Raw genomic sequence first — 24251 nt, forward strand, 5'->3', positions numbered from 1 at the left:
GTATCTTTGCCCAGCATTCAAATTCACCAACAATACGCCCAAATAGGGATTGAAACCGACCGCGGGCAGCTAGAGATCAGGCAGCCTCGTCCCGATTTTGAAATTCAGACAAAACCAGCCAAGCTTGAAACGACATACCGCAAGGGAGATCAAGTTATCGACCAAAGTGCTTCTTGGGAGGCATTGGGTAAAGGAACTATATTTCAGTTTACAGAACGTGTTGCGGATGAGTCAAAGAGCATTGCGATGGAAGGTATTGGACGCAGGGTAGATGAGGGGAATCGGTTGGCAGCCATTCAAAATGGAGGTAATCCAATCTCTGAGATTGCCTTTGAAAGTGCATTTAGAGACTTCAAAATGAACTATGAAGGCCCCTTCTACACAACAAGTGTCAAGCTAACGTATACTCCTAATAGGCCTGAGGTTCACTTTGAACCTGGTGATGTTAACATAACCGCCAAGGTGAACCCTCCTGAGATTAACTATAGTCCAGGTAAAGTCAATATATATATGCTCCAAAAAAACGCTGTGGAAATTGTGCCACCTCAAATTGATGCTAGGTTGTAACCTATGTCATAATAAAAGATGCTGGATACCGACTATAGATGATAATCTATAGTTTTTTATATATTAGTTTTGGATTTAATCCGGAAAAGGAAGTGGCTATATTGCTAAAGCTTACCACTAGTCGATTTGGCGAAATAGAAATTGATGAGCAAGGGATCGTTTCTTTTGCTCATGGAATTCCAGGATTTGACCAAATGAATCGATTTGTGTTTCTCCATCAGAATCAATCGGAAATTCCCTTTTCTTTTATGCAGTCAGTTCAAGACGGTGACTTGGCCTTTATTGTCGTTGATCCTTTTCAGTTTTTTCCGAACTACAATTTTGAACTACCCGAAAGTGTCCAAGCGGATCTGCAAGTAGAAAACGAATCAGACCTTATGGTTTTTTCAATTATGTCGATAAGTAAATTAGGGGAAATTAGTCTGAATTTATTAGCGCCTGTCATTATCAATCAGCGATGCAAACTCGGAAAGCAAATGATTCTCCATCAGACTGATTATAAAACAAAGCATTTTTTTCAAATAGGAGCCGACTCGGCGGCGGGTAAAGGTGGTGGCCTCTGATGCTTGTGCTGTCACGTAAAAAAGGCGAATCAATCGTCATTAACGGAAACATCGAACTCGTTGTCGTCAGCGTAGAGGGAGATCAGGTACGGTTGGGTATTAAGGCGCCGAAAGATGTAGACATATTTCGGAAGGAAGTATTTCTATCCATTCAACAGTCCAATCAGGAAGCGTCTGAATCAGCCATGTTTCCGGACGATTTGATTAAGATATTTAGAAATCCGGAGAAAAATTAAGCAATTTCGTATAAAACTCATATTGGGTGAACCCAAATTGTTTTTTTGGCAAAAAATCTATTGATTTTGAAATAAATTGCTCTAACATTTTTTGCGCGAAAGTTCGATATTGAATATAGACACTATTTCTAGGGCGGCCGACCTAAAGAAATGGTTCCCCCACAAGGATGTGGGAGAAATATAGAACTTCAAGGAGGAAGAATGTAATGAGAATTAACCACAACTTGGCATCGCTGAACACGTATCGTCAGCTGTCGACAAATAACACAAACACAGGTAAAAACATCGAAAAATTATCCTCGGGTCTTCGTATTAACCGCGCTGGCGACGACGCAGCAGGTCTTGCAATTTCCGAGAAAATGAGAGCGCAAATCCGTGGCTTGGACCAGGCTTCCCGGAACTCTCAAGATGCTATCTCCTTAGTTCAAACAACTGAGGGCGCACTGAGCGAAACTCAAAACATTTTACAACGTATGCGTGAATTGGCTACTCAAGCAGCCAACGACACAAACGTAGCAGTTGACCGTAACGAGATCCAGAAGGAAGTTAACCAACTGTCCTCCGAGATTAATCGTATCGGTAACACCACTGAGTTCAATACGCAAAAGCTGTTGAACGGTGACAAGGCTAATACGTTGACGAAGTTTAGTGGGCTTTTCACCAATGCAGCAGGATCTAAAACTACGACTGCAAGTGGTGCTAATGGAATAACTAATGTAGTAATTGCAGGAACTACGGGATTGACTTCCGGTACTAATACCATTAACATCACTAAAACAGTCGATGCGCTTGCAAACGCAAAAGTTCAAGACGCTGCTGCATCTTACTCGTCTGGCGTAGATGGTAAAGTTGCATTCTCAGGTAACGGGGTAAACCTTGGTGCTTCGGGCGGCAACACTTATGCTAATAGCGGCGACATTGTAATCGGTGTAGTTGTATCAGGTACTGATAAATTTATTACGATTAAAGCTAGCGGAGCCAGCGGTAAAATCGATGACATTAAAAAGGTCGGTTCTGACGGCAAGCTTGCTTACGATAACCTTGGAATTACATTTAGCATTGATGTAAGTAAAGTAACGGCTAATGGTGACATCACTTTTGCCCGCGCTAAGGTCAGTGGCCAAACCACTCTGGGTACTGATTTGCAAGGATATGCAGGCACCAACGCAGGGGACAATAAATGGTTTAGTGGTACTTCTGTTACAGTTGGATTGCCGACTTCCGGTGCAACCAGCCCAACCCAATTGCCAATGACTGATATGAACTGGACCATCATTCTTTCAGGCACTGCTGGAGGGAAGGGATTCAGAGTATCCGGCGTAGGTAAAGATGGTACTCTTATTCAGGATTCGATTGCAACAAGTGTTTCTGGTGGAGTTAACTACAGCGGCTATGGACTTACATTTAAACTTCAAGGTGGTTCCGGTAGTTCGGGCGATAAAATTTCCTTTGAAACAAAACCAACCTTTACTTACAAGGCTTCGTTAAATGGTGGTACAGCTGCAACGATTGCAAGTGGTGTGTCTGGAGGTGCTACTGTTACGGCTTCCGGCTTCTCAGTTGGTGGTGTGAAGATCGACTCAACCAATATCAAGGCAGGCAGTTCTTCTTTCAATGTAGTTACTGCTGGCAGCAGCGGTACAGATAAATCACTTACGTTCCAGATTGGCGCCAACCAAAATCAATCTATGTCTTTGAGCATTAACGACATGAGAGCCAACAAAATTGGTGTTGTGTCTGATAGTGCTGGGGCAAAAGTTGTTAATTTGTCTCGTGACGTTGACGGCGTAACTTCCGGTGCCGACCATGCAATGACTGCTTGGTATACGACGGTTGCGAATGTAACGAACGGTACAGACTCCACTGACGTTCAGTACGCATTGGATATGTCCGACAGCAAGAAAGCTGCAGCGGCTATTACGGTTATCAACGATGCTATCGAGCGTGTTTCTTCCGAACGTTCCAAGCTGGGTGCTAACCAAAACCGTCTGGAGCACACCATCAACAACCTGGAGACTTCCTCCGAGAACTTGACAGCTGCAGAATCCCGTATCCGCGATGTAGACATGGCGAAAGAGATGATGGACTTCACGAAGAACAACATCTTGACCCAGGCTGCACAAGCGATGCTGGCACAAGCGAATCAACAACCTCAAGGCGTTCTGCAATTGCTCCGTTAATTTGCTGGTATGGAAAAAGAGATCCCGTATGGGATCTCTTTTTTGTAATATAGGCAATCGTAAACTTTAGTAAGAGTTACGGCTAGGAGTAATTAATGATCTTACTTTAGGGGAGTTTTAGCAAGTAAAATTTAAATGTATCAGGTTGTCAACAGCAAGAATGAATTATCCTTGCAGAGGACAGCCCTTTTATCATAGATCTGATGCTCTTTGGATGAAAGTTCCTATTCATAAAAGGTCGGAAAAATCCGATATAAATTTGTACAGCCTCTTAATATCGCGTAATTGGGGGAATTTTAGTGAGACTCGAAATGATGGATCAAACATTGGGTTTTGATAATACAATTGAAGGAATACATCAAGCCGTGGACTATGTAAAACGTACAATAGAAGAGACTCGGTTGCATCTTGATTATATGAAGATCGATGGAAATGAAATATACGATGATTTTGAAAGTTATCTGGAAGAGAGAGTGACACAAGTTCAATTCATTAAAGTGGAGCTTAAAACTAAGAAGCAGATGGTTTTAAGTATTGTTGAATCTATGCATGAATATGTACAGCGTGTGATACCCGAAATTAATCGGCTGAATGAGGAGTTCTACGGAAATATGAATAAGCCTTGGGATCGCTTGATCGAGCTTCTCCAAGGTTGTGAATGGATTATTGAGGTGGTTGATATACTGAAAATTCCGGGGACTGATTATAATGAAATAAAAAACTACTCACAATTAGTAACTTTAACAGAAGCTTTACAGAAGCAGTTTTCCGAATTGGAGCAGGCGATGAATAACACTGACATGGTGCTTATTGGAGATATACTGAAATACGAGATATTGCCGATTTTTGAAGAGTTCCAAATAAGTTTATCTTAATTCTCATGTAAAGAGGTCGTTAAAAATGATCTTATTAGATAATGTGACGTATTTGAAAAAGCAATTCCCTAAGGTTTGGGAACAAATTCGGCATTTCCAGGAAACTCCCGCGGATTCTGTTCATTTGGAATTATCAAAGGCGGGAGATTTAACATTTAAGATACAATCGGCTGGCAGCTATCAGTATTTGCACAGTAAATATAACCCGATTGAAGAGGCAGAGTTAATCATATCTAAATATACAGATATAGAAAAATATAAGCAGATTTTTTTCTATGGTATAGGACTAGGATACCACATTAAATCGTTCGTTGAGAGATATCCAAATAAATCATATTCTCTATATGAGCCTAGTGCGGAAATTTTATCTGTATATCTTTCTCAAAAGTCAATTGAAGAATTAAGATTTAGCAATATTATAGTTGAAGATACACACAAGAATATTCAGCAAGAAATACAAAATTTCGTTGATTTAATTAACGAGGATGTGTTAATAGTTACTTTACCGAGTTATGAGAGAATCTTTAAGGATAGATTTGAGAATTTTTCAACTACATTAAAAAATGCTGTAAACGGCCGGCGATCGGCTATGCATGTTAATAATGCTTTTGAAAAACGCTGGATCTTGAATAGCATGATTAACATCCAAACAACACTAAAAACACCTGATATTTTACAGATGAAAAAGGATGCGTTTAATGGAAAGCCTGCTATCCTTGTTGCTGCTGGTCCTTCACTAGAAGATGAGATTAATAATCTTAAAAAGATAAAAGAAGACGGTTCTGCGTACATTTTTTCTGTTGGTGCTTCCATTAATGCATTTATTAAAAACGAATTTGAGCCTGATGCGGCTCTTACTTATGATCCAACGCCCATGAATCAAACGGTATTTAAGTCAGTAGTAGATTCAAAGATTGATACGATACCACTGATTTATGGTACTACAGTTGGCTTCGAAACGCTTCATAGCTATCCTGGCCCTAAATTGCATATGGTAACAAGTCAAGATGCCATTGCTGATTTTTTCTTTAAACCAAAGGATGGGAGAATTTTAGACCTTGTTAGTGATGCCCCTTCCATCTCTGTGATTGCACTTCAGTTTATGCTGAAACTAGGATTTAATCCGATAATTTTGGTTGGACAAAATTTTGCATATCGAAATGATAAGGTGTATTCAAGCAGTATTGAGATGTACGAGTCCTGGAAAATCACGGAGGAGCAAGCGGCATTTTTGCCTAAGGTGGAAGATGTCTATGGGCAGACAACGGTAACGACAGAATCGTATAAACAAATGAAAAGAAGTATGGAACATATTTTAAACTCTGTTAAGGGTACGCTATTCTTGAACACGACACGTGGCGGCGCAAGAATCGAAGGGACCACCTTTGTTCATTTGGATGAAGTGATGGAGCAATATTTAAATCAATCAGTAGTCGAGAAGGATTGGTATAAGTCGGAAGAAAATGATCATTATGAGCGGGATTACTTGACTGTTCAGTCTGAAGTTTTAAAGAAACATTACGATAACATCATAGTTGTTTTTCAGCAGTTAGTTTCATTATTTCAGGAAATGGATTATCAAATTAAACATAATGCTTTTAAAAATACAGATAAGCTTTTTGGTAAATTCGACAAGCAATTCAGAACTCTACAAAAAAATCATTATTACAACTATATTTTAGCGCCCATGAATCGTGTGAGGTCGGACTTGCTTTTAAAACAGATAGGAAGGATTAAGTTTGAAAGAGATGTTAAGATAAAGATGCAACTGATTATTAATGAATTTGGAAAGTATATGTATGAATTACAACAAGATATGAAATCGTTGGAACCTGTTTACTTCGGGTTGAATCAAGCAATTGCGGGCAATACGGTTAATCTTGTGTTCAATTAGTGAAGCGGAGAGATACCAAATGTTAAATAATAAAAAAGTATTAGTCACAGGCGCAGATGGTTTTATTGGGTCTCACTTGACGGAAGAGCTTGTTCGTCGCGGGTATGATGTCCGTGCATTTGTTTACTATAATTCTTTTAATTCATGGGGATGGCTGGATCACTCACCATCTGATATAAAATCCAGTCTCGATGTATTTGCAGGAGATATCCGAGATCCTTACGGGGTAAAACAGGCAATGAAAGGCTGCGACGCTGTTCTGCACTTGGCCGCGCTTATTGCTATTCCATATTCGTATCATTCACCTGACACTTACGTAGACACTAACGTAAGAGGAACATTAAACGTAGTCCAGGCTGCCAAAGAGCTAGGTGTAAGCAAAGTTGTTCATACTTCTACCAGTGAAGTCTATGGTACGGCGCGGTTTGTTCCGATAACGGAGGAGCATCCGCTCCAAGGGCAATCACCTTATTCGGCTTCCAAAATTGGAGCGGATCAGATTGCTATGTCATTTTATACATCGTTTCAAACGCCGGTTGCAACCATCAGGCCTTTCAATACTTACGGTCCTAGACAGTCAGCAAGAGCGGTCATCCCATCCATTATCACCCAAATTGCTTCGGGCCAGCGACAGCTGAAATTGGGTGCCTTGACGCCGACACGTGATTTTAACTTTGTCCTTGATACGGTAGACGGCTTTATTTCAGTGATGAACTCGGAACAATCGGTTGGGGAAGTATTTAATATCGGCTCTAATTTTGAAATATCGATTGGAGATACAGCCGCTCTAATTGGCGAGCTAATGGACGTCAATGTGGAAATCACGACTGACGAATCCCGATTGCGTCCTGAGAAGAGCGAGGTCGAACGTTTATGGGCAGACAATTCTAAGGCTAAGGAAATGCTGAACTGGACGCCTAAATACGGATCGAAGGAAGGGTTCTGTAAAGGATTGGAACAGACGATAGAATGGTTTAAAAACCCGCTCCATTTAGCAGGCTATAAAGCGGGGATTTATAACATATGACGTCGTCTCTGAATCCAGATGCTATTATTGAAGCGGTCGAGAGTGTTATCAATAGGTCAGACTTTGAACCGCTGCATGCGCCGCAGTTTGAGGGAAATGAGTGGAAGTACGTTAAAGATTGCCTCGATACAGGGTGGGTCTCGTCGGTTGGCAAATATGTTGATTTATTTGAAAAAATGCTGGCAGATTATACAGGAACGAAGCACGCAATAGCCGTTGTAAACGGAACAGCTGCACTACATGTTAGTCTAAAGCTTGCTGGTGTTGTTTCGGATGACGAAGTGATTCTGCCAGCCTTTACGTTTATTGCTACAGCTAATGCGATTAGTTACTGCGGCGCTGTACCGCATTTTGCTGATATTGAGTTTTCTACATTGGGATTAGACCCCGAAAAGCTAGCTCGGTATTTATCTGAGATTACTGAGATGAAAGAAGAAGGGTGCTTTAACCGAATAACGGGTCGCCGCATCAAGGCTGTTGTCCCTATGCATACGTTTGGACATCCTGTTGATTTGGATCCGTTATTTGAGGTATGTGTAAAATACCGATTGGAGTTAATTGAGGATGCAGCCGAATCTCTAGGTTCTTATTACAAAGGTAAGCATACAGGGCATTGGGGCAAACTTTCTGCACTTAGTTTTAATGGGAATAAAATTATTACTACCGGCGGTGGCGGCGCAATTCTCACCAATGATACTATATTAGCAAGGCAAGCCAAGCACATTACAACGACAGCAAAAATTGCTCATGCATGGGAGTTTGTCCATGATCAAATAGGCTATAATTACCGCCTCCCCAATATTAATGCCGCATTAGGTTGTGCCCAATTGGAAAATTTGCCAGAGTATATCCGTTTGAAAAGAAATCTTGCAGAGCGTTATGCAAACGCATTTGCTGACATTCAGGGTGTGAAATTCTTTAAAGAACCGCCCAATTCCCAGAGCAATTATTGGTTAAATGTTCTTATCTTGGATGAAAGCTGCGCCTCGTACCGTGATGAGTTGCTTGCAAAGACAAACCAATGCGGAATCATGACCAGACCTGCGTGGAGACTCATGCATCAATTGGACATGTTTAGTCAGGCTCCTCGAATGGATTTGACGAACTCAGAAGCACTTTCCAACAGGTTAATCAACATTCCGAGTAGTCCAAGCATTGTTTCTAGAACTATGGAGGTTAACAATGGATAACCAAAAAAAGGAATGGGAAACATCTTACTTGAACAGGGACAATTTCGTTTTTTATCCCCATGAAGAAGTGATCCGATTCACATCTAAATATATTAGGAAACGTATTGGGTTAAATGAATTTAAGGAAACGCAAAATCAGTTCGCACACCCAAAAGTGTTGGATTTGGGATGTGGTATTGGGAGGCATGTAATTTATTTGTCCCAAATGGAGCTAGATGCTTATGGTGTCGATCTCTCTGAATATGCTGTGGATACTGCGAAAGGCTGGGCATCTCAACAAGGAATATCTCAACTGGAGGAAAAAATTAAGGTAGGAGATATTCGTAGCTTACCATGGGATGACGGATTTTTTCATTATGCGGTTAGCCATGGCGTTCTAGATAGTATGCATTTCAAAATTGCCCGGGACGCTGTTAAAGATTTATTTAGAGTTATGGTACCAGGAGGTTTGTTTTATTGCGATTTGGTCTCTGGGGATGATTCGTCTCATAGTAGGGAATTCTGTGGGGAAGATATCGTTGCGGAAGACCACGAAAAAGGGACCGTGCAATCCTATTTTAATTATGAGAAATTAGTTGATTTGTTTAATGGCTACTTTGAATTCGTTGAGGTTTTGCTCATTAGAAAAGAAAATATTCATACAGGAAGCTTCATATCCCGTTATCATTTGGTATTAAGGAGGATATAGATAAAATGCCTCAACCAGATTTGGAAATCAAGTTCAATCATTTTGAAAAATATGTACGACGTCAAAATTTATCTAGATTCATAGCAAAATATGAACTTTTTAAACTTCAAATGAACATAAAAGGTTGTATTTTAGAGTGCGGGGTACATCATGGTGCTGGATTAATGGCGTGGGCTAAGATTTCTTCAGCACTGGAGCCTTATGCATTAGATCGGAGGATTTTTGGATTTGATACCTTCGAAGGGTTTCCCGATATTCAAGAAAAAGATATGAGCCAGGAAAGCCAAACTAATAATTCATTAAAAAAAGGCGGATTCGATACTGGGTACAACATATACGATGAACTGCAGGAGCTTATTGTAGAGTATAACGAAAATCGCTTTTTAAACCAGTTTGAAAAGGTTTTTTTAATAAAGGGCGATGCCAATGAGACTATACCGCAATTTGTAAAGGATAATCCCTATTTATTGATAAGTTTATTATTTTTAGATTTTGATCTATACGAACCTACAAAAACAGCTTTGGAGTATTTTCTGCCGCGAATGAGCAAGGGATCGATCTTAGCTTTTGATGAAATTAATAATCCTTGGTGGCCGGGGGAAACCCAGGCTTTGTTGGAGGCACTAGATTTGAAGAAATATGTAATAAATCGGTTTCCGTTTGACCCCAACATCTCCTATATTATTTTATAAGGAGTAGCTCTATGAAATATAAGATTTTGACTGAGGCTTCCGGAAGTTTAACAACAGGATACTTGATAAAGGCCATTCAATCGGCAGGTCATTTGGCTGTAGCTTCGGATATTGATGACGACATTGCTGGAAGATATATTGCTGAGGATTTTATTCTTATGCCTCGTGTCAGAGATCCTGAGTTATGGAATAAAACGCTTGATTTGCTCGAAAATAATCAAATTAATATCGTGATTCCATCCTTGGATGAGACACTCCTTGGATGGGCTGAAAGAAAAAATGAGCTTAAGCAAAAAAACATTCATATCATTCTTTCGGACCCGGAGACGGTTCATGTTTGCACGGATAAGTGGATGACTTATCTTTTTTTTAAAGAGGCAGGTATTCCTACCCCAGAATCTAGCCTCGAGCAAACCTATTCGCTGGTTAAACCAAGAATGGGCAGAGGGGCAGTCGGGGTGCTAGTTGATCCGGGTCCTGTTTCTATGGAAGGAATGATCTCGCAGGAATTACTCTCTGGAGTCGAATATACGGTAGATGTGTTTTGTGATCGTCACTCGCAACCGATTTATATTGTCCCTAGAAAGCGCCTCAAAGTTAGGGAAGGCAAGTCTACAGGAGGAATTGTGGTAGATCATCCCCTCATATTTGAATGGGTTCGGAGAATTTGCCAAAGTCTGAGATTTTGTGGGCCCATCAATATTCAATGCTTTGAATGTCCTGATGGCAGTATTAAGTTTCTAGAAATCAATCCGCGAATTGCCGGCGGAATGGCTCTTGGATTTGCGGCGACAGAAAACTGGATAAGTTTAATTATAGATACCTTTATCAAAGAAAAAGAACTTGTACCAAAAGATATTCAGTATGGGATGAAGATGATGAGGTTCTATGATGAGATATTTATTCCCTGAGGTTCCTTGGGATGATATAGAATTAGTTGGTTTTGATATGGATGGAACTTTATACGATGAATATGATTTCATCCAACAAGCTTATGGGCCCATTGCTAAATATATTGCCGAAGTGTCCAATACCCCAAAAGAGGAAATTTATACATGGATGCTTGAAAGATGGAATTGTAAGGGGAGCTCATACCCATATATTTTCGATGAGGTCTTGCAATTGAGAGGCATTCATGAAGAAGAAAAAAACAGGCATGTTAAAGTCTGCTTAACCCTTTATCGGGAATGTCGTCCACAAATACAATTGTCAGACGAGGTTGTTAAAATACTCGACCAATGTATAGATCAATATCAATGCTTCCTTCTCACGGACGGGGGAAGTCGTTTGCAACATTCAAAAATCAAGTCACTCGGTTTACCAAAATGGTTTAGCTATGATTCGATTATCGTAACTGGAGATTTTGGTGCGGATTACTACAAGCCGTCTATTCAAGTGATTTCGCAAATTAAAGTATTACAAGAAATTTCTCCCGATAAAATTGTTTATTTCGGAGACAGAGATATAGACCGGCGATTTGCAATAAATGCTGGTTTTCACTTCGTTCAAGTAAACTGTATGAAGAAGGTATGACCATGGCTAAACGTAAAATTGTTGGGGTTACTGGAATCAGGTCGGAATACGATATCATGTCGTCTGTGTTTAAGGCTATCCATGAGCATGACGGCCTTGATTTGGAACTCATTGTAACAGGAGCGCATTTATCGCCCAAGTACGGACTTACTATCAAGGATATAGAACGGGATGGCTTTAAGATCGCCGATAAAATAGAAAGTTTGATTAGCGGAGACTTCGCGTCTTCTCGTGTAAAAGGCTTAGCAGTGCAGCTTCAGGGTATGATCCAAACCGTGACTCGAGTGAATCCAGATTTTCTTATTGTATTAGGAGATCGTGAGGAGTCCATGACTACCGCATTAATTGGTGCTTATTTAAATATTCCTGTTGTTCACTTGTGTGGTGGAGATAAGGTTATAGGCAATGTGGACGATCAAGTCCGGCATGCCGTCACTAAGCTGGCACATTTGCATTTTACCACAAATCAAGAAAGCAGTGAGCGGATCGTTAAACTTGGAGAGGAACCGTTTCGGGTCTATAACGTAGGCAATCCCGGGCTGGATCGGCTTTTAAATATACCGGAGTTATCTTGTGAACAATTATCAGAAAGATTGGGGTTCCAAATACTGGATGGGGAGCCATTCCTCTTATTAATTCAACATGTTATATCTACAGAAATAGAACATGCATATGAACAAATGAATACTACTTTGGAAGCGGTTAGCCGGTTGGGAATTAAAACGGTATTAAGCTACCCTAATTCCGATGCGGGCAGTCAAGAGATGATCAAAGCTATTGAAGAACACTCCCAGCTGCCGTTCTTGTTTATATCCAAAAATATACCTCGACTTGAATTCGTGAATATTATGAGAAAAGCTTCCTGCTTGATCGGGAATTCAAGCGCCGGGATTTTGGAGGCGCCTCTACTTAAGCTTCCTGTTGTCAACATTGGCAATCGACAAAAAGGACGCCTGCATGCACAAAATGTACAGTTTGTCGAACATGAAATCTCGTCGATCTGCGATGCGGTGAGTAAGGCATTGTACGATGAGGAGTATAAAAAAATTGTTTACTCTTGTGAAAATCCGTACGGCGATGGACAATCTTCCCATAGGATTGCAAAGATTTTAGCTGATATTCCTATAGACAATAAACTGCTGATTAAGGAGATCACCTACTAATGAGCAAACAAGTTGTGGTGATAGCGCCGCATCCTGATGATGAAACTCTGGGCTGCGGAGGGACTTTGTTAAAGCATGTAAATAGCGGCGACCGGATCCATTGGGTTATTTTTACGAAAGCGAGAGTTGAAGACGGCTTTTCACCCCGACTAATTGATAAACGGATAGAAGAGATTGCACAGGTAGCGGCAGTATACCCGTTTAGTTCTGTTCATAAACTCGACTTCCCGGCTGCTAAATTGGATACGGTAGCGCTTGGTGAAATGGTACAGCAGTTAAGTACGGTCTTTAAACAGTTACAACCTGAGATTGTATATTTACCATATCCAGGAGATGTTCATTCAGATCACAAAATGGTGTTCGATGCGACAATCGCTTGTACAAAATGGTTTAGATACCCCGGGATCGAAAGAATTTTAGTATACGAGACATTATCTGAAACAGAGTTTGGAATCAATCCCGATCTTAATGGATTTCGGCCTAATGTGTTTATGGATATTAGTGCTTTTTTAGAGCAGAAGATCCAAATCATGTCTATGTTTGAGAGTGAGATTGGAGAGTTCCCTTTTCCGCGCAGTGAGCAATCCATTAAAAGTTTGGCGGCATTTCGAGGATCGGCTTCGGGGTGCGAAGCAGCCGAAGCGTTTATGCTCCTGAGGGAGGTTATACGGTGATTAAGAAGCGTACCTACATTATTGCAGAAGCCGGGGTGAATCATAATGGTTCTTTGGATTTGGCAATAGAGCTTGTCGATGCTGCTGTAAAGTCGGGTGCCGATGCGATCAAATTTCAAACATTTAAATCAGAAAGTTTGGTCAGCAAGTCGGCTCCTAAATCAGATTACCAGCTGAAAACGACAGAGCTAGGAGAATCCCAGCTGGAGATGCTCAAAAAGCTGGAATTAAGCGTTAGCGATCATTATGAATTAAAAAAGATATGCGATAAATATGGCATTGAATTTTTGTCCACCCCTTTTGATTTTGATAGTCTGGATTTGCTCGAAAGACAGATGGGGATGGAAACGATAAAGATTTCATCAGGTGATTTAAGCAGTGCCCCTTTTTTGCTCGCCGCGGCCAAAACCAAGAAAAGAATTATTTTATCCACTGGTTTGAGCTGCCTTGGGGAAATTGAAACGGCTTTGGGAGTGTTGGCATTCGGGCTTGTTGGCGGGGTTGAAATGCCCTCCATTAAGAAATTTAAAGATGCTTATACTTCATCGGAGGGGCAAGCTCTATTACAAAAACACGTTAGTCTGTTACATTGTACCACGGAGTATCCTACTCCTTACGATGAGGTGAATTTAAAAGCGATGGATACTCTAAAAGCTGCATTTCAACTACCAGTTGGACTTTCCGATCACACTGAAGGTATTGCTATTCCCATAGCGGCTGTTGCCATAGGAGCAACAATTATCGAAAAGCATTTTACATTAGATCGTAATTTGCCTGGTCCTGATCATAAAGCCTCCTTGGATGCAAAAGAGCTTAAAGCTATGGTTGCAGGCATCAGGCAGGTTGAAATGGCCTTAGGTTCTGGAATAAAGACTCCAGCCCCATCAGAATTAAAGAATATGCATGTGGCCAGGAAGAGCCTAATTGCAACAAAAAAAATTGCAATTGGCGATATATATACGGAAGATAATATTGGAATCAAACGACCGGGCAACGGTTTAGCGCCTATTCATTACTGGGAAATGCTCGGGAAATCCGCAATGCACAATTTTGACGAGGATGACCTCCTGGAATGAATAATGCCCCGGTTATTATTATAGGTGGTGGCGGTCATGCAAAGGTTTTGGCCGATTGTTTAAGGCTGCAATCTTGTAGGATTATGGGATTTACCGACTGGGACGAGACAGCGCTGATTCCGGGCGTTAAACGACTGGGCGACGACAGTTTTCTACAACAAGTGGAGCCTAGTCAGGTACATCTCGTCAATGGTATCGGATCTGTGAGGTCGTTGGAGCTTAGAAAAAATATATTTGACCGATTTAAAGCGCTTGGTTTTCATTTTATAAATATCATTCATCCTTCCGTATTAATTGCGAATGATGTGGATTTAGCTGAAGGAACACAGATTATGGCGGGAGCTATTATTCAGCCGGGCTGCCAAATCGGTTGCAATACGATTGTTAATACGAAGGTATCGTTAGATCATGATTGTCGTATATCCGCTCATGTGCATATCTCCCCAGGATCTACTCTATGTGGTGGCGTCATAATAGATGAATCCGTACATATTGGAGCAGGAAGCACTCTTATCCAAAATATCCATATTGGAGCCCAGTCATTGATTGGTGCCGGTTCCGTTGTTATAAAAGACGTTTCACCCGGGCAAAAGGTATTTGGGGTTCCTGCCAAGGTGAAGGAGGCTACTCAATGAAAACTTGGAAAGATATATTAATTTCCCCGAGCACTACTATATTGAATTCTCTACAAATCATCGACCGGGGAACTATGCAGTTGGCGTTAGTTGTGGATGAGTACTACAGGCTCCTCGGTACCGTTACTGACGGCGATATCAGACGTGGAATTTTGAAGGGAATCTCTCTGGATTCTCCTGTGGAGCTAGTCATGAAGACCAACCCGACGACGGCTAATATCAACGATACTAAGGAAAGTGTGCTGGCAATTATGAAGCTAAAGCGTCTTCATCAAATTCCTGTATTAGATGAAGGCGGCTCCATAACCGGGATGGAATTGTTGGAGAACCTCATAAAGAAAGACAGAAAAGAGAATTGGGTTGTCCTGATGGCTGGAGGTCTGGGATCAAGGCTAAGTCCTCTTACGGACGATTGCCCTAAGCCGTTGTTAAAAGTGGGCTCACAGCCAATACTGGAGACAATCATTGAAAATTTTATCGAGCACGGATTCTATAAGTTTTATATTTCAGTAAACTATCGTGCTGACATGATTGTAGATTATTTTGGGGATGGGTCTCAATGGGGCATACAAATAAAGTATTTGCACGAAGATAAAAGACTCGGCACGGCAGGTGCTTTAAGTTTAATAGAAGAAAAACCACGTGAATCCATTATAGTGATGAACGGAGATATTTTAACGAAAGTGAACTTTGAGCGACTTTTAGATTTTCATAAGGAAAATAATTCCAAGGCAACTATGTGTGTTAGAGAGTATGAGTTTCAGGTGCCGTATGGCGTTATAAAAGTGGATCATCATAAATTGTTGAGCATTGAAGAAAAACCAGTACAAAGGTTTTTTGTGAATGGCGGGATTTACGCCCTGGAGCCGGAAGTACTTGAAAGAGTACCGATAGGTACTTTTTATGATATGCCTACTTTATTTGAAAAGTTGATTGAACAGAATGAAGAAACATCTGTTTTTCCCATAAGAGAGTACTGGCTTGATATTGGCCGTAAGGATGACTTCCAGCGTGCAAATAATGACTTTAAAGAGGGATTGGGATGATATCAGGCAAACGAGTTCTGGCTATTATATCCGCTCGTGGAGGATCTAAAGGAGTGCCCCGAAAGAACATAAGGGATATATGCGGAAAACCGCTCATTGCTTGGAGCATACATGCAGCGGAACAGTCTAAATATATCGACCGGCTCATTCTAACTTCGGATGATGATGAGATCATTTCTGTTGCTCGTAAATGGGGATGTGAAGTGCCTTTTGTTCGTCCTTCCGAGTTAGCACAAGATCATACACCCGGCATAGACCCTGTTCTTCATGCAGTACAACAAGTCCCAGGCTACGATCTGATCGTACAACTGCAGCCAACTTCTCCAATGCGTTTATCTGAAGATATCGATGGTTGTCTGGAAAAACTAATTGAACAAGAAGCTGATGCTTGCGTTACGGTAACTGAACCGGAAAAAAGCCCCTACTGGATGTATTCATTGGGTTTGGATGATCAACTGGTACCTGTTATTAAAATGAGTGAGTTCGCGACTCGCCGACAGGATTTGCCGAAGGTATACGTACTTAATGGGGCCGTTTATGTCGCTAGGACAGACTGGCTGCTTCGTCAGAAAACATTTTTGACCGAAGAGACCATAGGATATTGTATGCCTAGTGAGCGCTCCGTGGATATAGATAATGAATTCGATTTTTTTATTGTAGAGCAAATTCTCTATAGAAATCTTAAGAAATCAGGGGACTTCCATGAGAATATTAGTCGCGGCTGATTCACTCTCTTTACCGAGACCCCATCGAATTAACAATTTTAATCCCGTAACAGAAAATGAGTTGGCGGTCCATTATCACGAAACGTACGGTAGTTTAATCGACAGAAAGCTCAGGCAAAATAATCCCGAGCTCTATATTGAGGTAATTAATAGGGGACAGCGGTCCTGTACTATCAAGTCGGTTGCTGAGCAATTTGCGGATCACTTGTTTTTTTTTCAACCAGATGTAATTGTATTGCAAGTAGGTATTGTAGATCTATGGTACAGAGAGCATCTTGGTGGTAAACAGTACGTAAACGTGCATGAATTTTCGGTCTATTACTCACGAATTTTGGAATTTATAAAAATGAGGCCACAGGTAAAGCTGGCAGTTGTCGGCATTCTCCCCACATCTGTAAAAATGGATACAAGATATTCGGGGATTAACAAACAAGTAACCTTATACAATCAGGTGCTTAAAAAAGGCGCAGACAATAACCAAGTTTTCTTTATAGATATGGAACCTGATTTAAATCCAAAACAGCCGCAGCAGTATTTACTGCCAGATGATCATCATCTAAACAAAGCGGGTAACCAATTGGTTGCCGGAAAGCTATTATCTTTATTGCAGGCAATAATTTATAATGTAGCAGGATTTCAACATTATCAACAAAATCATTTCGATGAGGCTTATTCCAACTTTGTATCTTCTTATGAATCATTCTCTGATTATGCAGATAACTTATACAATCTTATATGCTTGGCATTTGATCGAAATGAATTTCTTCTGCTTAAACAAATTTTCGATAAAATTCAAAAACACAATTTGCATCATACCGAGCTAAACGATTTAATCCACACCGTAAGAGAGAAGGCAAATCTATGAGCAGAATCGCAATTATCGGATTAGGCCCAATGGGTCTTCGGCACCTTAAATCTGTATTAGAATTACCGAACGCAGTGCTATCGGGTATATCAGATCTAAATTTGGAAACTGTAAGGCGGGTTATCGGAGATCATGGACTTTCGGAAAGGATAGGATTTACGAGCCATCGTGAAATGGTTTCTGCGGTTAACCCCGATATTGTAATAATCGCCACTAATGGCCCTAGTCATTCAAAAATATTCGAGGATTTAGTAGAAGATGGGGTGACAAAAATCTTTTGTGAAAAACCAATAGCTACGTCATTATACGAATCTAGAATGATGCAACAAACCGCCAAGGAAAAGAGTGTTTTATTGCTTGTTAACCACGCTAGAAGATGGATGCAGGATTATAAAGAACTGAAACTTCGGCTCCAGGATGGCTTGATTGGTCAGATCCATAGTGTCAGTTATACCATGGGGGGGGGGCAGATGGCGTGCAACGGAACACATGTAATTGATATCGTATCGTTCTTACTGGATACGGAAATCAAATCTGTTGTTGGTTTTTTAACTGAGCCTCACACCGCCAATCCGAGAGGGGCTCAGTTCCATGATCCAGGGGGATACGCTTTACTTCACTTTCAAAATGGCGCTCGGATGTTTTTCGAAATGCCCGACGATCTGGGTATTACACCGCTGCTGATAATCAATGGATCCTACGGGCGTGTAATTATTGAAGAACTAAAAGGCTACTATACGATAGAAGCCCGGAAGGTAGAAGACAGGATCTTGCCAGTAACAAGATACGGGACTCCATTACATGTGGTTGAGAAGGTGCCATTTAAAGGATTGGATTTGATCCGCTTATGCCAACAAGGGATAGAGATGCTGATGTATAATGAGCCCTTGATAAATTGTTCAGCAGCTATTAATTCTCTAGAGGCAATAATCGCTATTCATTACTCTAACTTTAATCAGAATAAACTTATTACTCTTCCGATAAAAGATAATCAAATTGTACACCAGCAGTTCTCATTTACATAAGATTAAGGAGACACCGCAATGACCTGTAAACTTGCAATAGTCGGCACAGGCGGGATAGCGGCCTTTCATGTTAAAGCTATTGAATGGCTTAATCAATTTGAATCTAGGGATATAAAAGTAGTTGCCGCGGTAAATCGAACTGCAGAGAGCAATAGAAGAGCCCAAGATACTTTTAATATTTTGCATACGTATCAGAATATAGATCAAATGGTCGATACCGAGAAACCGGACGGAATTTTAGTTGCAGTAAGCGCGGAAAATTTGTATATGGTTGTTTCCCAATTAATCCCATATGGTATCCCCTTGTTGATCGAAAAGCCACCTGGTTTAACGTTAAGTGAAGGATATAATCTTGTAAAGCTTTCTGAAGAATACGGTACAAAAGTAATGATTGGACTAAACCGTCGATTCTACAGTGTCGTGCAGAAAGCCAAACTTTTAATCGCTGAAAAAGGCGGTTTGATTGGGATGAGAATGGATGGCTTTGAACGATACCGTCCTTATCGTGAGTCTGGCTTTCCCGAATTTAAGCTAGAAAATCTATTGATTTTAAATTCTATCCACTGTATTGATCTGATACGCTATTATATTGGTGATATACGCAATGTGGTTTCATTTTCTAACCTCCGCGAGGACGAACCTTATAACCATCGCTACGCTGCACTAATTATGTCAGACAATAATGTACCGGTGACTTATCAGGCTTATTTTCATTCTATAGGTAATTGGAATTATGAGCTATACTTTGAGGATGGGAAAATTTCGTTTAATAACTTGGAAGAGCCTGTACTGCACCTCCGGGGCGAAGAACCATTAAAAATTGAAGCAGATACAATAGACAAAGAAGTGAAGCCAGGATTCGTGGCGCAGATGGTATATTTCATTGAACGTGTTGTACACGGAAATGATATAAATTTCCTTAACTCCATCAGTGATGGTATTAAGACATTGGAATTAGTTGAAAAAATAGCCGGTACATATATAGATAGTGGCAAGTGTTGATAATTGTCACTAAAGTATATGGGACTATTTTCCGATATAGCTAATATAACTATATCCGGATGGAGGTCTATCTAATGAGCTCAAATTTATCGATTGGAGGGAGTACAAGTAGCAATGTAACTCCTAGCGTGTATGACTCCAAAGATAAGAAAGCAGATAGTTCTACGACAAATGAAAATGAAGTTGCTGCTTCGATTCGAACGGAAAAAGATATGAAGTTGGCGGAGCTTCGAGGGGAACAAATTCCTATAAGTGACGAGCATCTCATTAAGGTCATCGATAAGGCGCTGAAAATTGTTCAAGGGAGTTCCACTTCCCTAAAATTTTCGATTCATGATAAAACTAAGCAAATAATGGTGAAAGTTATTAATAATGATACGGGTGAAACCATTCGTGAAATTCCACCGGAAAAAATGCAGGATTTGATCGCAAAACTTTGGGATCTGGCCGGTTTGTTTGTAGATAAACGGAGTTAACCTGATTTAACACGGAAGGAGGATATTGAATGGTCACCAGAATAAACGGATTTTCAAATTCCGGTATAGATGTAGACTCATTGGTCCAAAAACTTATGAAGGCACAGCAGGCGCCTTTGGATAAATTAAAACAGAAAAAGCAAGTGTTGGAATGGCAGCAGGATGATTTCCGGACTCTAAACTCGAAGATTTTAGATTTTAAAAACCTGTCTTTTAACATGAAATTGCAATCTTCCTATTTGACTAAAAAAACGTCATCATCTAACGATACCTTACTTTCAGCTGCGGCAACTCCAAGTGCCATCAATGGTACATATACACTCCAGGTTAATCGGCTAGCCTCAGCGGCCCAGCTAACCTCAGACAACAAGATTGGAGCAACAAGTAAGGGTGGAGCAAATGCTACCTTAGCCGATATGGGGATGTCCCCTCCAGGTCCTGCGGAGTTAACAATCACAGGAAGTAAGGGAAGTACAACAATACAAGTTAATATGACTGATACATTATCTGGTTTGGCGAGCGCTATTAATTTAAAGGCTAACTTAACAGGGGTTACCGCAAATTATGACGCTACTTTGGACCGATTCTTCTTTGCGTCTTCAACTACGGGCGAGAAGGCTGTTGTGGATATAAAAACAAAGGACATTGCATTTTTGCAAAATGTCCTAGGACTTTCGCCGGGCCTTGACCCAACGGCGGATAAGATTACCGGCGGACTCGTCACAGGAAAGGCGTTTACGTCGGGAACGCCGCCGACTGCAGATGGTTTGACAAAAATAAACGGATCTTTGAGTGCCCCTCAAGTACTTCGGATTGAGTATAAAGGTGAACAATATAACTTCACCATTAAAGATACAACCAACATTAGTACGCTCATCAACGGTATTAACAGTACAGGTCTAAATAAAGCTGGCGTAACAGCTTATTTGGATGTTAACGGGAAGCTGAATTTTTTTAACCCTGATAAAGATGAAAAACTGACGTTTTCCGATATGACGGTTGATTCTGAGGACATTTTGGGCTCTCTTGGGCTAACATCCACGCCAACAGGTGGTGATGACTATGATTATTATAAGTCCGCGGCTCAGGGGCAGGATGCGCTGGTAGAATACAATGGTCTGCAGGAAGAGAAATTTTCCAGCAATACTTTCACAATTAATGGCGTTACATACACTGCAAAATCAGAAATGACTGCTCCCGTCAGTATCTCCGTATCGCAGGATGTAGATGCGGTTTATAACAACATCAAGAATTTTATTGATAAATATAACGACCTGATCAGTAGCATCGATTCTAAAATAAACGAAACAAGAAATCGGAGTTACCTGCCATTAACGGATGATGAAAGATCTGCGATGACAGACGATCAAATTAAATTGTGGGAAACCCAAGCCAAGAGCGGTCTCCTGCATAATGATACAGTTCTGAATTCAGCCTTGTCTAATTTTCGTCTAAGTATGACATCAGCTATTAATAATTTACCGGCAGGTGATTTAAAAGTCCTTTCTGAAATTGGAATAACCACGACCTCCTACTTAGACAGAGGAAAATTGACCATTAATGAAAGTAAGTTAAAGGAAGCCCTCACCAATTACCCAGATAAGGTTATGAATATGTTTACAGCCAGCGATAACGACACTTCTGATAACGGACATGGTTTTGCGGTAAGGCTATACGATCAGACCTCCCGTATTTTTAGCTTAATCACAGACAAAGCAGGGACTCAAGAGAGTACATTAAGTAATTATGACATTGGAAAACAGATTACCGACATCAATAAGCAGATTACTACTCAAAATAGCCGACTTCAGGATTTGGAAGACAGATACTACAAGCAATTTTCTGCAATGGAATCAGCAATTTCTAAGCTGCAGTCACAAGGGAGTTCACTGTTAAGTAAAATAGGCGGAACAAGCTAAGCTCCATTTTAATTTAGGAGGCTGTTCGGATGCTTCAACAGCAAAATAAGTATTTGGAAATGACAATACAAACGGCCACACCCGCTCAATTGCTGATTATGTTATGCGATGGAGCAATCCGCTTCTGTAGGAAAGCGATTGATTCACTTAACGAAAATAAGCATCAGGAAGCCCATAATTATTTAATGCGTGTGCAGGACATAATTAACGAGTTTGTAATAACATTGGATAAAAAATCTTCTGTTGCCGAAGGTCTATTACAGCTATATGACTATTTCATTCATCGATTAATGGAGGCTAACATAAATAAGAAAGCCGAGCCTGCAGAAGAAGTACTGCAGTTTCTAATGGAATTGAAAAATACATGGGTAGAGGCAAATAAACTGGCAATAGCCCAGAAAACAACGGGCGACGCTTCGCATGCTTGAATTAATCGAAAAAATAGAACAGTTGACTCAAAGGCTATTGGATAGCTTGGAAATAGTAGAATATGAACAATATGTTTTGTTTATAGAGCAACGCGAAGTTCTAATTACTCTTATGGGTGAAGAGTTTATTCATGAAGAAACTTTGGCAAGCAGGATTCGAAATGTTGTGCAAGCAGATCAGGTGATTTTAAAGAAAATGATTAGTTTAAAAGAGCAGGCTCAACAAGAATTGAACAAAATAACTCGGAATAAAACAAAGCAGAGCATGTATGATGCAGATAGTAGCTATAGTAGTAGTGTTTTTTTTGATCGCAAGTATTAAATAAATTGGTGCTGCTCATAAGGAAGGCAATGTCTATGGTACTTAGCAATAATTTCTGAGCTGTGCATAACTTATGCACAGTGTGGATAATGTTGTGGATAACTCGCTTGGATTAAACAATTGACATGATGATAATTGGTTCATACGTGGTATTAATAACTATTACTTGAAAAATATCAATATGTGAATTTCTTGTGTCGGTTTGCATTGACATTCCGCCAAAGCCAGTGATATAGTCAAATTGAAGGCTCTAGCCTGCAGTTATTTGACAATGAAGGGAATGTATTACATGCAAGGTAAAGTGAAATGGTTTAACGCAGAAAAAGGTTACGGTTTCATTGAGCGTGAAGACGGCGGAGACGTATTCGTACATTTCTCTGCAATTCAATCCGATGGATTCAAGACGCTGGAAGAAGGCCAAGCGGTTGAATTCGACATCGTAGAAGGCGCTCGCGGACCACAAGCAGCTAACGTAATTAAGCTGTAATCAAATGGCCGGACGGCCATCATATAAAAGGTATATCTTAAGCACCTGCCGGGAACTGTAAGCTTCAGTTCCCGGTTTTTTTTGCGTTCAGCCGCTTCTACGAGCAATATATGCCGGATTTGTGACAGGTCAGCATATTTTGTCAGAAAATTGCGAAAATGTTAAGGGAATATGAAGGATTTTTAAATCGAAGGTGGAATATAGTATAATGTAAGAGAAAGGAGGAGTTATACCTATGAAATTCAACATTAGAAGCAAACAATTCGAAGTTACTGAGGCATTGAAGGACTACGTTGAGAAGAAGCTCGGTAAAGTAGAACGATATTTCGAGGCTCCCCCTACATCTGAGGTTAATGTAACGTTAAGTCTGGTAAAAGGTTTGCAAGCTGTTGAGGTGACGATTCCGCTTCCCGGTGTGATGTTGAGGGCGGAGGAACGGCATCAGGATATGTACGCAGCGGTCGATTTGGTCGTAGACAAGCTGGAGAGACAAATCCGCAAACATAAGACGAAAGTCAATCGCAGAATCCGCCAAGAAAGCGGCATGAGGGATTTGTTCAAGATCGACACATCCAGTTATCATGAGGATGAGGACGATTATGAATTAGTTCGTACCAAACGGTTTACATTAAAACCGATGGATATCGACGAGGCCATTCTGCAAATGAATATGGTCGGGCATAATTTCTTCGTGTTTGCGAATTCCGATACAGAAAAAGTCAATGTAGTTTATAAGCGCAATGACGGTAAGTACGGTTTAATCGAGCCGGCGCAATAATCAACAGTTATTTATGAAAATGGGAATAAATCGATTCAATTTAAGTTAACTTAAGCCTAGGCCAATACGGCCCGGGCTTTTTTCAATTTCCCGGGAGCGTCACTACATAAGTCATTATTTTTAACGATATGAAAGCTGCCTATGTTTTCCGGCTTTTCTTGCGACTTGAAGCTATAACTGCTACA

Annotated in this window: 27 protein-coding genes; all 27 read left to right on the forward strand. The window is 40.6% G+C overall.

Annotated elements, in window-relative coordinates; translation table 11 throughout:
• The first annotated feature begins 6 nt into the window (after window positions 1-6).
• The 27 genes from EYB31_RS27650 to hpf all read left to right on the forward strand — a co-directional run bounded on the left by EYB31_RS27650 (window position 7) and on the right by hpf (window position 24066).
• Window positions 7-567, forward strand: coding sequence for a DUF6470 family protein (locus EYB31_RS27650; RefSeq protein WP_165452655.1), 561 nt, complete (start codon window positions 7-9; stop codon window positions 565-567).
• A 38-nt stretch (window positions 568-605) separates the two neighbouring features.
• Entirely contained in the window at window positions 606-1130 is a 525-nt protein-coding gene (gene fliW, locus EYB31_RS27655) for a flagellar assembly protein FliW (RefSeq protein WP_131016714.1), read from the forward strand.
• On the forward strand, window positions 1130-1366 hold the full coding sequence (csrA, locus tag EYB31_RS27660) for a carbon storage regulator CsrA (protein WP_131016715.1): 237 nt from the start codon (window positions 1130-1132) through the stop codon (window positions 1364-1366). Before fliW ends, csrA begins: the two co-directional genes overlap by 1 nt.
• 206 nt (window positions 1367-1572) lie before the next feature.
• Window positions 1573-3546 carry a flagellin N-terminal helical domain-containing protein gene (locus tag EYB31_RS41315; protein WP_131016716.1) on the forward strand — a complete coding sequence of 658 codons (1974 nt, stop codon included), beginning with the start codon at window positions 1573-1575 and terminating at the stop codon, window positions 3544-3546.
• Between the two features lie 299 nt (window positions 3547-3845).
• Entirely contained in the window at window positions 3846-4421 is a 576-nt protein-coding gene (locus tag EYB31_RS27670; protein ID WP_131016717.1) for a hypothetical protein, read from the forward strand.
• Between the two features lie 25 nt (window positions 4422-4446).
• Window positions 4447-6315, forward strand: coding sequence for a motility associated factor glycosyltransferase family protein (locus EYB31_RS27675; RefSeq protein WP_131016718.1), 1869 nt, complete (start codon window positions 4447-4449; stop codon window positions 6313-6315).
• 19 nt (window positions 6316-6334) lie between these two features.
• Window positions 6335-7342 (forward strand): NAD-dependent 4,6-dehydratase LegB, encoded by a 1008-nt coding sequence (locus EYB31_RS27680; protein ID WP_131016719.1) that lies wholly within the window; start codon window positions 6335-6337, stop codon window positions 7340-7342.
• The gene (locus tag EYB31_RS27685; protein ID WP_131016720.1) at window positions 7339-8532 is read left to right on the forward strand and encodes a LegC family aminotransferase; all 1194 of its coding nucleotides are present in this window, start codon (window positions 7339-7341) and stop codon (window positions 8530-8532) included. Before EYB31_RS27680 ends, EYB31_RS27685 begins: the two co-directional genes overlap by 4 nt.
• Window positions 8525-9220: a class I SAM-dependent methyltransferase gene (locus EYB31_RS27690; protein WP_131016721.1), complete on the forward strand. Its 696-nt coding sequence runs from the start codon at window positions 8525-8527 to the stop codon at window positions 9218-9220. The genes EYB31_RS27685 and EYB31_RS27690 overlap by 8 nt, the downstream gene beginning before the upstream one ends.
• Before the next feature lie 5 nt (window positions 9221-9225).
• Window positions 9226-9912 (forward strand): class I SAM-dependent methyltransferase, encoded by a 687-nt coding sequence (locus EYB31_RS27695; RefSeq protein ID WP_131016722.1) that lies wholly within the window; start codon window positions 9226-9228, stop codon window positions 9910-9912.
• An 11-nt stretch (window positions 9913-9923) separates the two neighbouring features.
• Window positions 9924-10823, forward strand: a complete 900-nt coding sequence (locus EYB31_RS27700) for an ATP-grasp domain-containing protein (RefSeq protein ID WP_131016723.1) — start codon at window positions 9924-9926, stop codon at window positions 10821-10823.
• The gene (locus EYB31_RS27705; RefSeq protein ID WP_131016724.1) at window positions 10801-11445 is read left to right on the forward strand and encodes an HAD family hydrolase; all 645 of its coding nucleotides are present in this window, start codon (window positions 10801-10803) and stop codon (window positions 11443-11445) included. Before EYB31_RS27700 ends, EYB31_RS27705 begins: the two co-directional genes overlap by 23 nt.
• 2 nt (window positions 11446-11447) lie before the next feature.
• Window positions 11448-12608 carry a UDP-N-acetylglucosamine 2-epimerase gene (neuC, locus tag EYB31_RS27710; protein WP_131016725.1) on the forward strand — a complete coding sequence of 387 codons (1161 nt, stop codon included), beginning with the start codon at window positions 11448-11450 and terminating at the stop codon, window positions 12606-12608.
• A complete protein-coding gene (locus EYB31_RS27715) occupies window positions 12608-13282 on the forward strand; it encodes a PIG-L deacetylase family protein (RefSeq protein WP_131016726.1) in 675 nt (224 codons plus the stop codon). Before neuC ends, EYB31_RS27715 begins: the two co-directional genes overlap by 1 nt.
• Window positions 13279-14358 (forward strand): N-acetylneuraminate synthase, encoded by a 1080-nt coding sequence (gene neuB / locus EYB31_RS27720; RefSeq protein WP_131016727.1) that lies wholly within the window; start codon window positions 13279-13281, stop codon window positions 14356-14358. The genes EYB31_RS27715 and neuB overlap by 4 nt, the downstream gene beginning before the upstream one ends.
• The gene (locus EYB31_RS27725) at window positions 14355-14993 is read left to right on the forward strand and encodes an acetyltransferase (protein ID WP_131016728.1); all 639 of its coding nucleotides are present in this window, start codon (window positions 14355-14357) and stop codon (window positions 14991-14993) included. Before neuB ends, EYB31_RS27725 begins: the two co-directional genes overlap by 4 nt.
• Window positions 14990-16039: a nucleotidyltransferase family protein gene (locus EYB31_RS27730; RefSeq protein ID WP_131016729.1), complete on the forward strand. Its 1050-nt coding sequence runs from the start codon at window positions 14990-14992 to the stop codon at window positions 16037-16039. The genes EYB31_RS27725 and EYB31_RS27730 overlap by 4 nt, the downstream gene beginning before the upstream one ends.
• Complete coding sequence (locus EYB31_RS27735; RefSeq protein WP_131016730.1) at window positions 16036-16764, forward strand: acylneuraminate cytidylyltransferase family protein; 729 nt, start codon at window positions 16036-16038, stop codon at window positions 16762-16764. Before EYB31_RS27730 ends, EYB31_RS27735 begins: the two co-directional genes overlap by 4 nt.
• The gene (locus tag EYB31_RS27740) at window positions 16742-17629 is read left to right on the forward strand and encodes an SGNH/GDSL hydrolase family protein (RefSeq protein ID WP_131016731.1); all 888 of its coding nucleotides are present in this window, start codon (window positions 16742-16744) and stop codon (window positions 17627-17629) included. Before EYB31_RS27735 ends, EYB31_RS27740 begins: the two co-directional genes overlap by 23 nt.
• Entirely contained in the window at window positions 17626-18654 is a 1029-nt protein-coding gene (locus EYB31_RS27745; RefSeq protein ID WP_131016732.1) for a Gfo/Idh/MocA family protein, read from the forward strand. The genes EYB31_RS27740 and EYB31_RS27745 overlap by 4 nt, the downstream gene beginning before the upstream one ends.
• An 18-nt stretch (window positions 18655-18672) precedes the next feature.
• On the forward strand, window positions 18673-19656 hold the full coding sequence (locus EYB31_RS27750) for a Gfo/Idh/MocA family protein (RefSeq protein ID WP_131016733.1): 984 nt from the start codon (window positions 18673-18675) through the stop codon (window positions 19654-19656).
• 74 nt (window positions 19657-19730) lie between these two features.
• Window positions 19731-20132, forward strand: a complete 402-nt coding sequence (locus EYB31_RS27755; RefSeq protein ID WP_131016734.1) for a flagellar protein FlaG — start codon at window positions 19731-19733, stop codon at window positions 20130-20132.
• Between the two features lie 29 nt (window positions 20133-20161).
• Window positions 20162-22051 carry a flagellar filament capping protein FliD gene (gene fliD / locus EYB31_RS27760; RefSeq protein ID WP_131016735.1) on the forward strand — a complete coding sequence of 630 codons (1890 nt, stop codon included), beginning with the start codon at window positions 20162-20164 and terminating at the stop codon, window positions 22049-22051.
• A gap of 29 nt (window positions 22052-22080) precedes the next feature.
• A complete protein-coding gene (fliS, locus tag EYB31_RS27765) occupies window positions 22081-22479 on the forward strand; it encodes a flagellar export chaperone FliS (RefSeq protein WP_131016736.1) in 399 nt (132 codons plus the stop codon).
• On the forward strand, window positions 22472-22801 hold the full coding sequence (locus tag EYB31_RS27770) for a hypothetical protein (protein WP_131016737.1): 330 nt from the start codon (window positions 22472-22474) through the stop codon (window positions 22799-22801). The genes fliS and EYB31_RS27770 overlap by 8 nt, the downstream gene beginning before the upstream one ends.
• A gap of 289 nt (window positions 22802-23090) precedes the next feature.
• Window positions 23091-23288, forward strand: coding sequence for a cold shock domain-containing protein (locus EYB31_RS27775; RefSeq protein ID WP_131016797.1), 198 nt, complete (start codon window positions 23091-23093; stop codon window positions 23286-23288).
• A 235-nt stretch (window positions 23289-23523) separates the two neighbouring features.
• Window positions 23524-24066 carry a ribosome hibernation-promoting factor, HPF/YfiA family gene (gene hpf, locus EYB31_RS27780; protein WP_131016738.1) on the forward strand — a complete coding sequence of 181 codons (543 nt, stop codon included), beginning with the start codon at window positions 23524-23526 and terminating at the stop codon, window positions 24064-24066.
• The last annotated feature ends 185 nt before the right edge of the window (window positions 24067-24251 follow it).

This window comes from Paenibacillus thalictri, from assembly GCF_004307995.1.
GTDB classification, from domain to species: Bacteria; Bacillota; Bacilli; order Paenibacillales; family NBRC-103111; genus Paenibacillus_AF; species Paenibacillus_AF thalictri.

What these genes read in the sequence shown, in the direction of transcription:
- fliW (WP_131016714.1), top strand. Translation starts at nt 606, where the DNA reads ATGATAATCTATAGTTTTTTATATATTAGTTTTGGATTTAATCCGGAA.
- csrA (WP_131016715.1), top strand. Translation starts at nt 1,130, where the DNA reads ATGCTTGTGCTGTCACGTAAAAAAGGCGAATCAATCGTCATTAACGGA.
- EYB31_RS41315 (WP_131016716.1), top strand. Translation starts at nt 1,573, where the DNA reads ATGAGAATTAACCACAACTTGGCATCGCTGAACACGTATCGTCAGCTG.
- EYB31_RS27675 (WP_131016718.1), top strand. Translation starts at nt 4,447, where the DNA reads ATGATCTTATTAGATAATGTGACGTATTTGAAAAAGCAATTCCCTAAG.
- EYB31_RS27680 (WP_131016719.1), top strand. Translation starts at nt 6,335, where the DNA reads ATGTTAAATAATAAAAAAGTATTAGTCACAGGCGCAGATGGTTTTATT.
- EYB31_RS27685 (WP_131016720.1), top strand. Translation starts at nt 7,339, where the DNA reads ATGACGTCGTCTCTGAATCCAGATGCTATTATTGAAGCGGTCGAGAGT.
- EYB31_RS27690 (WP_131016721.1), top strand. Translation starts at nt 8,525, where the DNA reads ATGGATAACCAAAAAAAGGAATGGGAAACATCTTACTTGAACAGGGAC.
- EYB31_RS27695 (WP_131016722.1), top strand. Translation starts at nt 9,226, where the DNA reads ATGCCTCAACCAGATTTGGAAATCAAGTTCAATCATTTTGAAAAATAT.
- EYB31_RS27700 (WP_131016723.1), top strand. Translation starts at nt 9,924, where the DNA reads ATGAAATATAAGATTTTGACTGAGGCTTCCGGAAGTTTAACAACAGGA.
- EYB31_RS27705 (WP_131016724.1), top strand. Translation starts at nt 10,801, where the DNA reads ATGATGAGATATTTATTCCCTGAGGTTCCTTGGGATGATATAGAATTA.
- neuC (WP_131016725.1), top strand. Translation starts at nt 11,448, where the DNA reads ATGGCTAAACGTAAAATTGTTGGGGTTACTGGAATCAGGTCGGAATAC.
- EYB31_RS27715 (WP_131016726.1), top strand. Translation starts at nt 12,608, where the DNA reads ATGAGCAAACAAGTTGTGGTGATAGCGCCGCATCCTGATGATGAAACT.
- EYB31_RS27725 (WP_131016728.1), top strand. Translation starts at nt 14,355, where the DNA reads ATGAATAATGCCCCGGTTATTATTATAGGTGGTGGCGGTCATGCAAAG.
- EYB31_RS27730 (WP_131016729.1), top strand. Translation starts at nt 14,990, where the DNA reads ATGAAAACTTGGAAAGATATATTAATTTCCCCGAGCACTACTATATTG.
- EYB31_RS27735 (WP_131016730.1), top strand. Translation starts at nt 16,036, where the DNA reads ATGATATCAGGCAAACGAGTTCTGGCTATTATATCCGCTCGTGGAGGA.
- EYB31_RS27740 (WP_131016731.1), top strand. Translation starts at nt 16,742, where the DNA reads ATGAGAATATTAGTCGCGGCTGATTCACTCTCTTTACCGAGACCCCAT.
- EYB31_RS27745 (WP_131016732.1), top strand. Translation starts at nt 17,626, where the DNA reads ATGAGCAGAATCGCAATTATCGGATTAGGCCCAATGGGTCTTCGGCAC.
- EYB31_RS27750 (WP_131016733.1), top strand. Translation starts at nt 18,673, where the DNA reads ATGACCTGTAAACTTGCAATAGTCGGCACAGGCGGGATAGCGGCCTTT.
- EYB31_RS27755 (WP_131016734.1), top strand. Translation starts at nt 19,731, where the DNA reads ATGAGCTCAAATTTATCGATTGGAGGGAGTACAAGTAGCAATGTAACT.
- fliD (WP_131016735.1), top strand. Translation starts at nt 20,162, where the DNA reads ATGGTCACCAGAATAAACGGATTTTCAAATTCCGGTATAGATGTAGAC.
- fliS (WP_131016736.1), top strand. Translation starts at nt 22,081, where the DNA reads ATGCTTCAACAGCAAAATAAGTATTTGGAAATGACAATACAAACGGCC.
- EYB31_RS27770 (WP_131016737.1), top strand. Translation starts at nt 22,472, where the DNA reads ATGCTTGAATTAATCGAAAAAATAGAACAGTTGACTCAAAGGCTATTG.
- EYB31_RS27775 (WP_131016797.1), top strand. Translation starts at nt 23,091, where the DNA reads ATGCAAGGTAAAGTGAAATGGTTTAACGCAGAAAAAGGTTACGGTTTC.
- hpf (WP_131016738.1), top strand. Translation starts at nt 23,524, where the DNA reads ATGAAATTCAACATTAGAAGCAAACAATTCGAAGTTACTGAGGCATTG.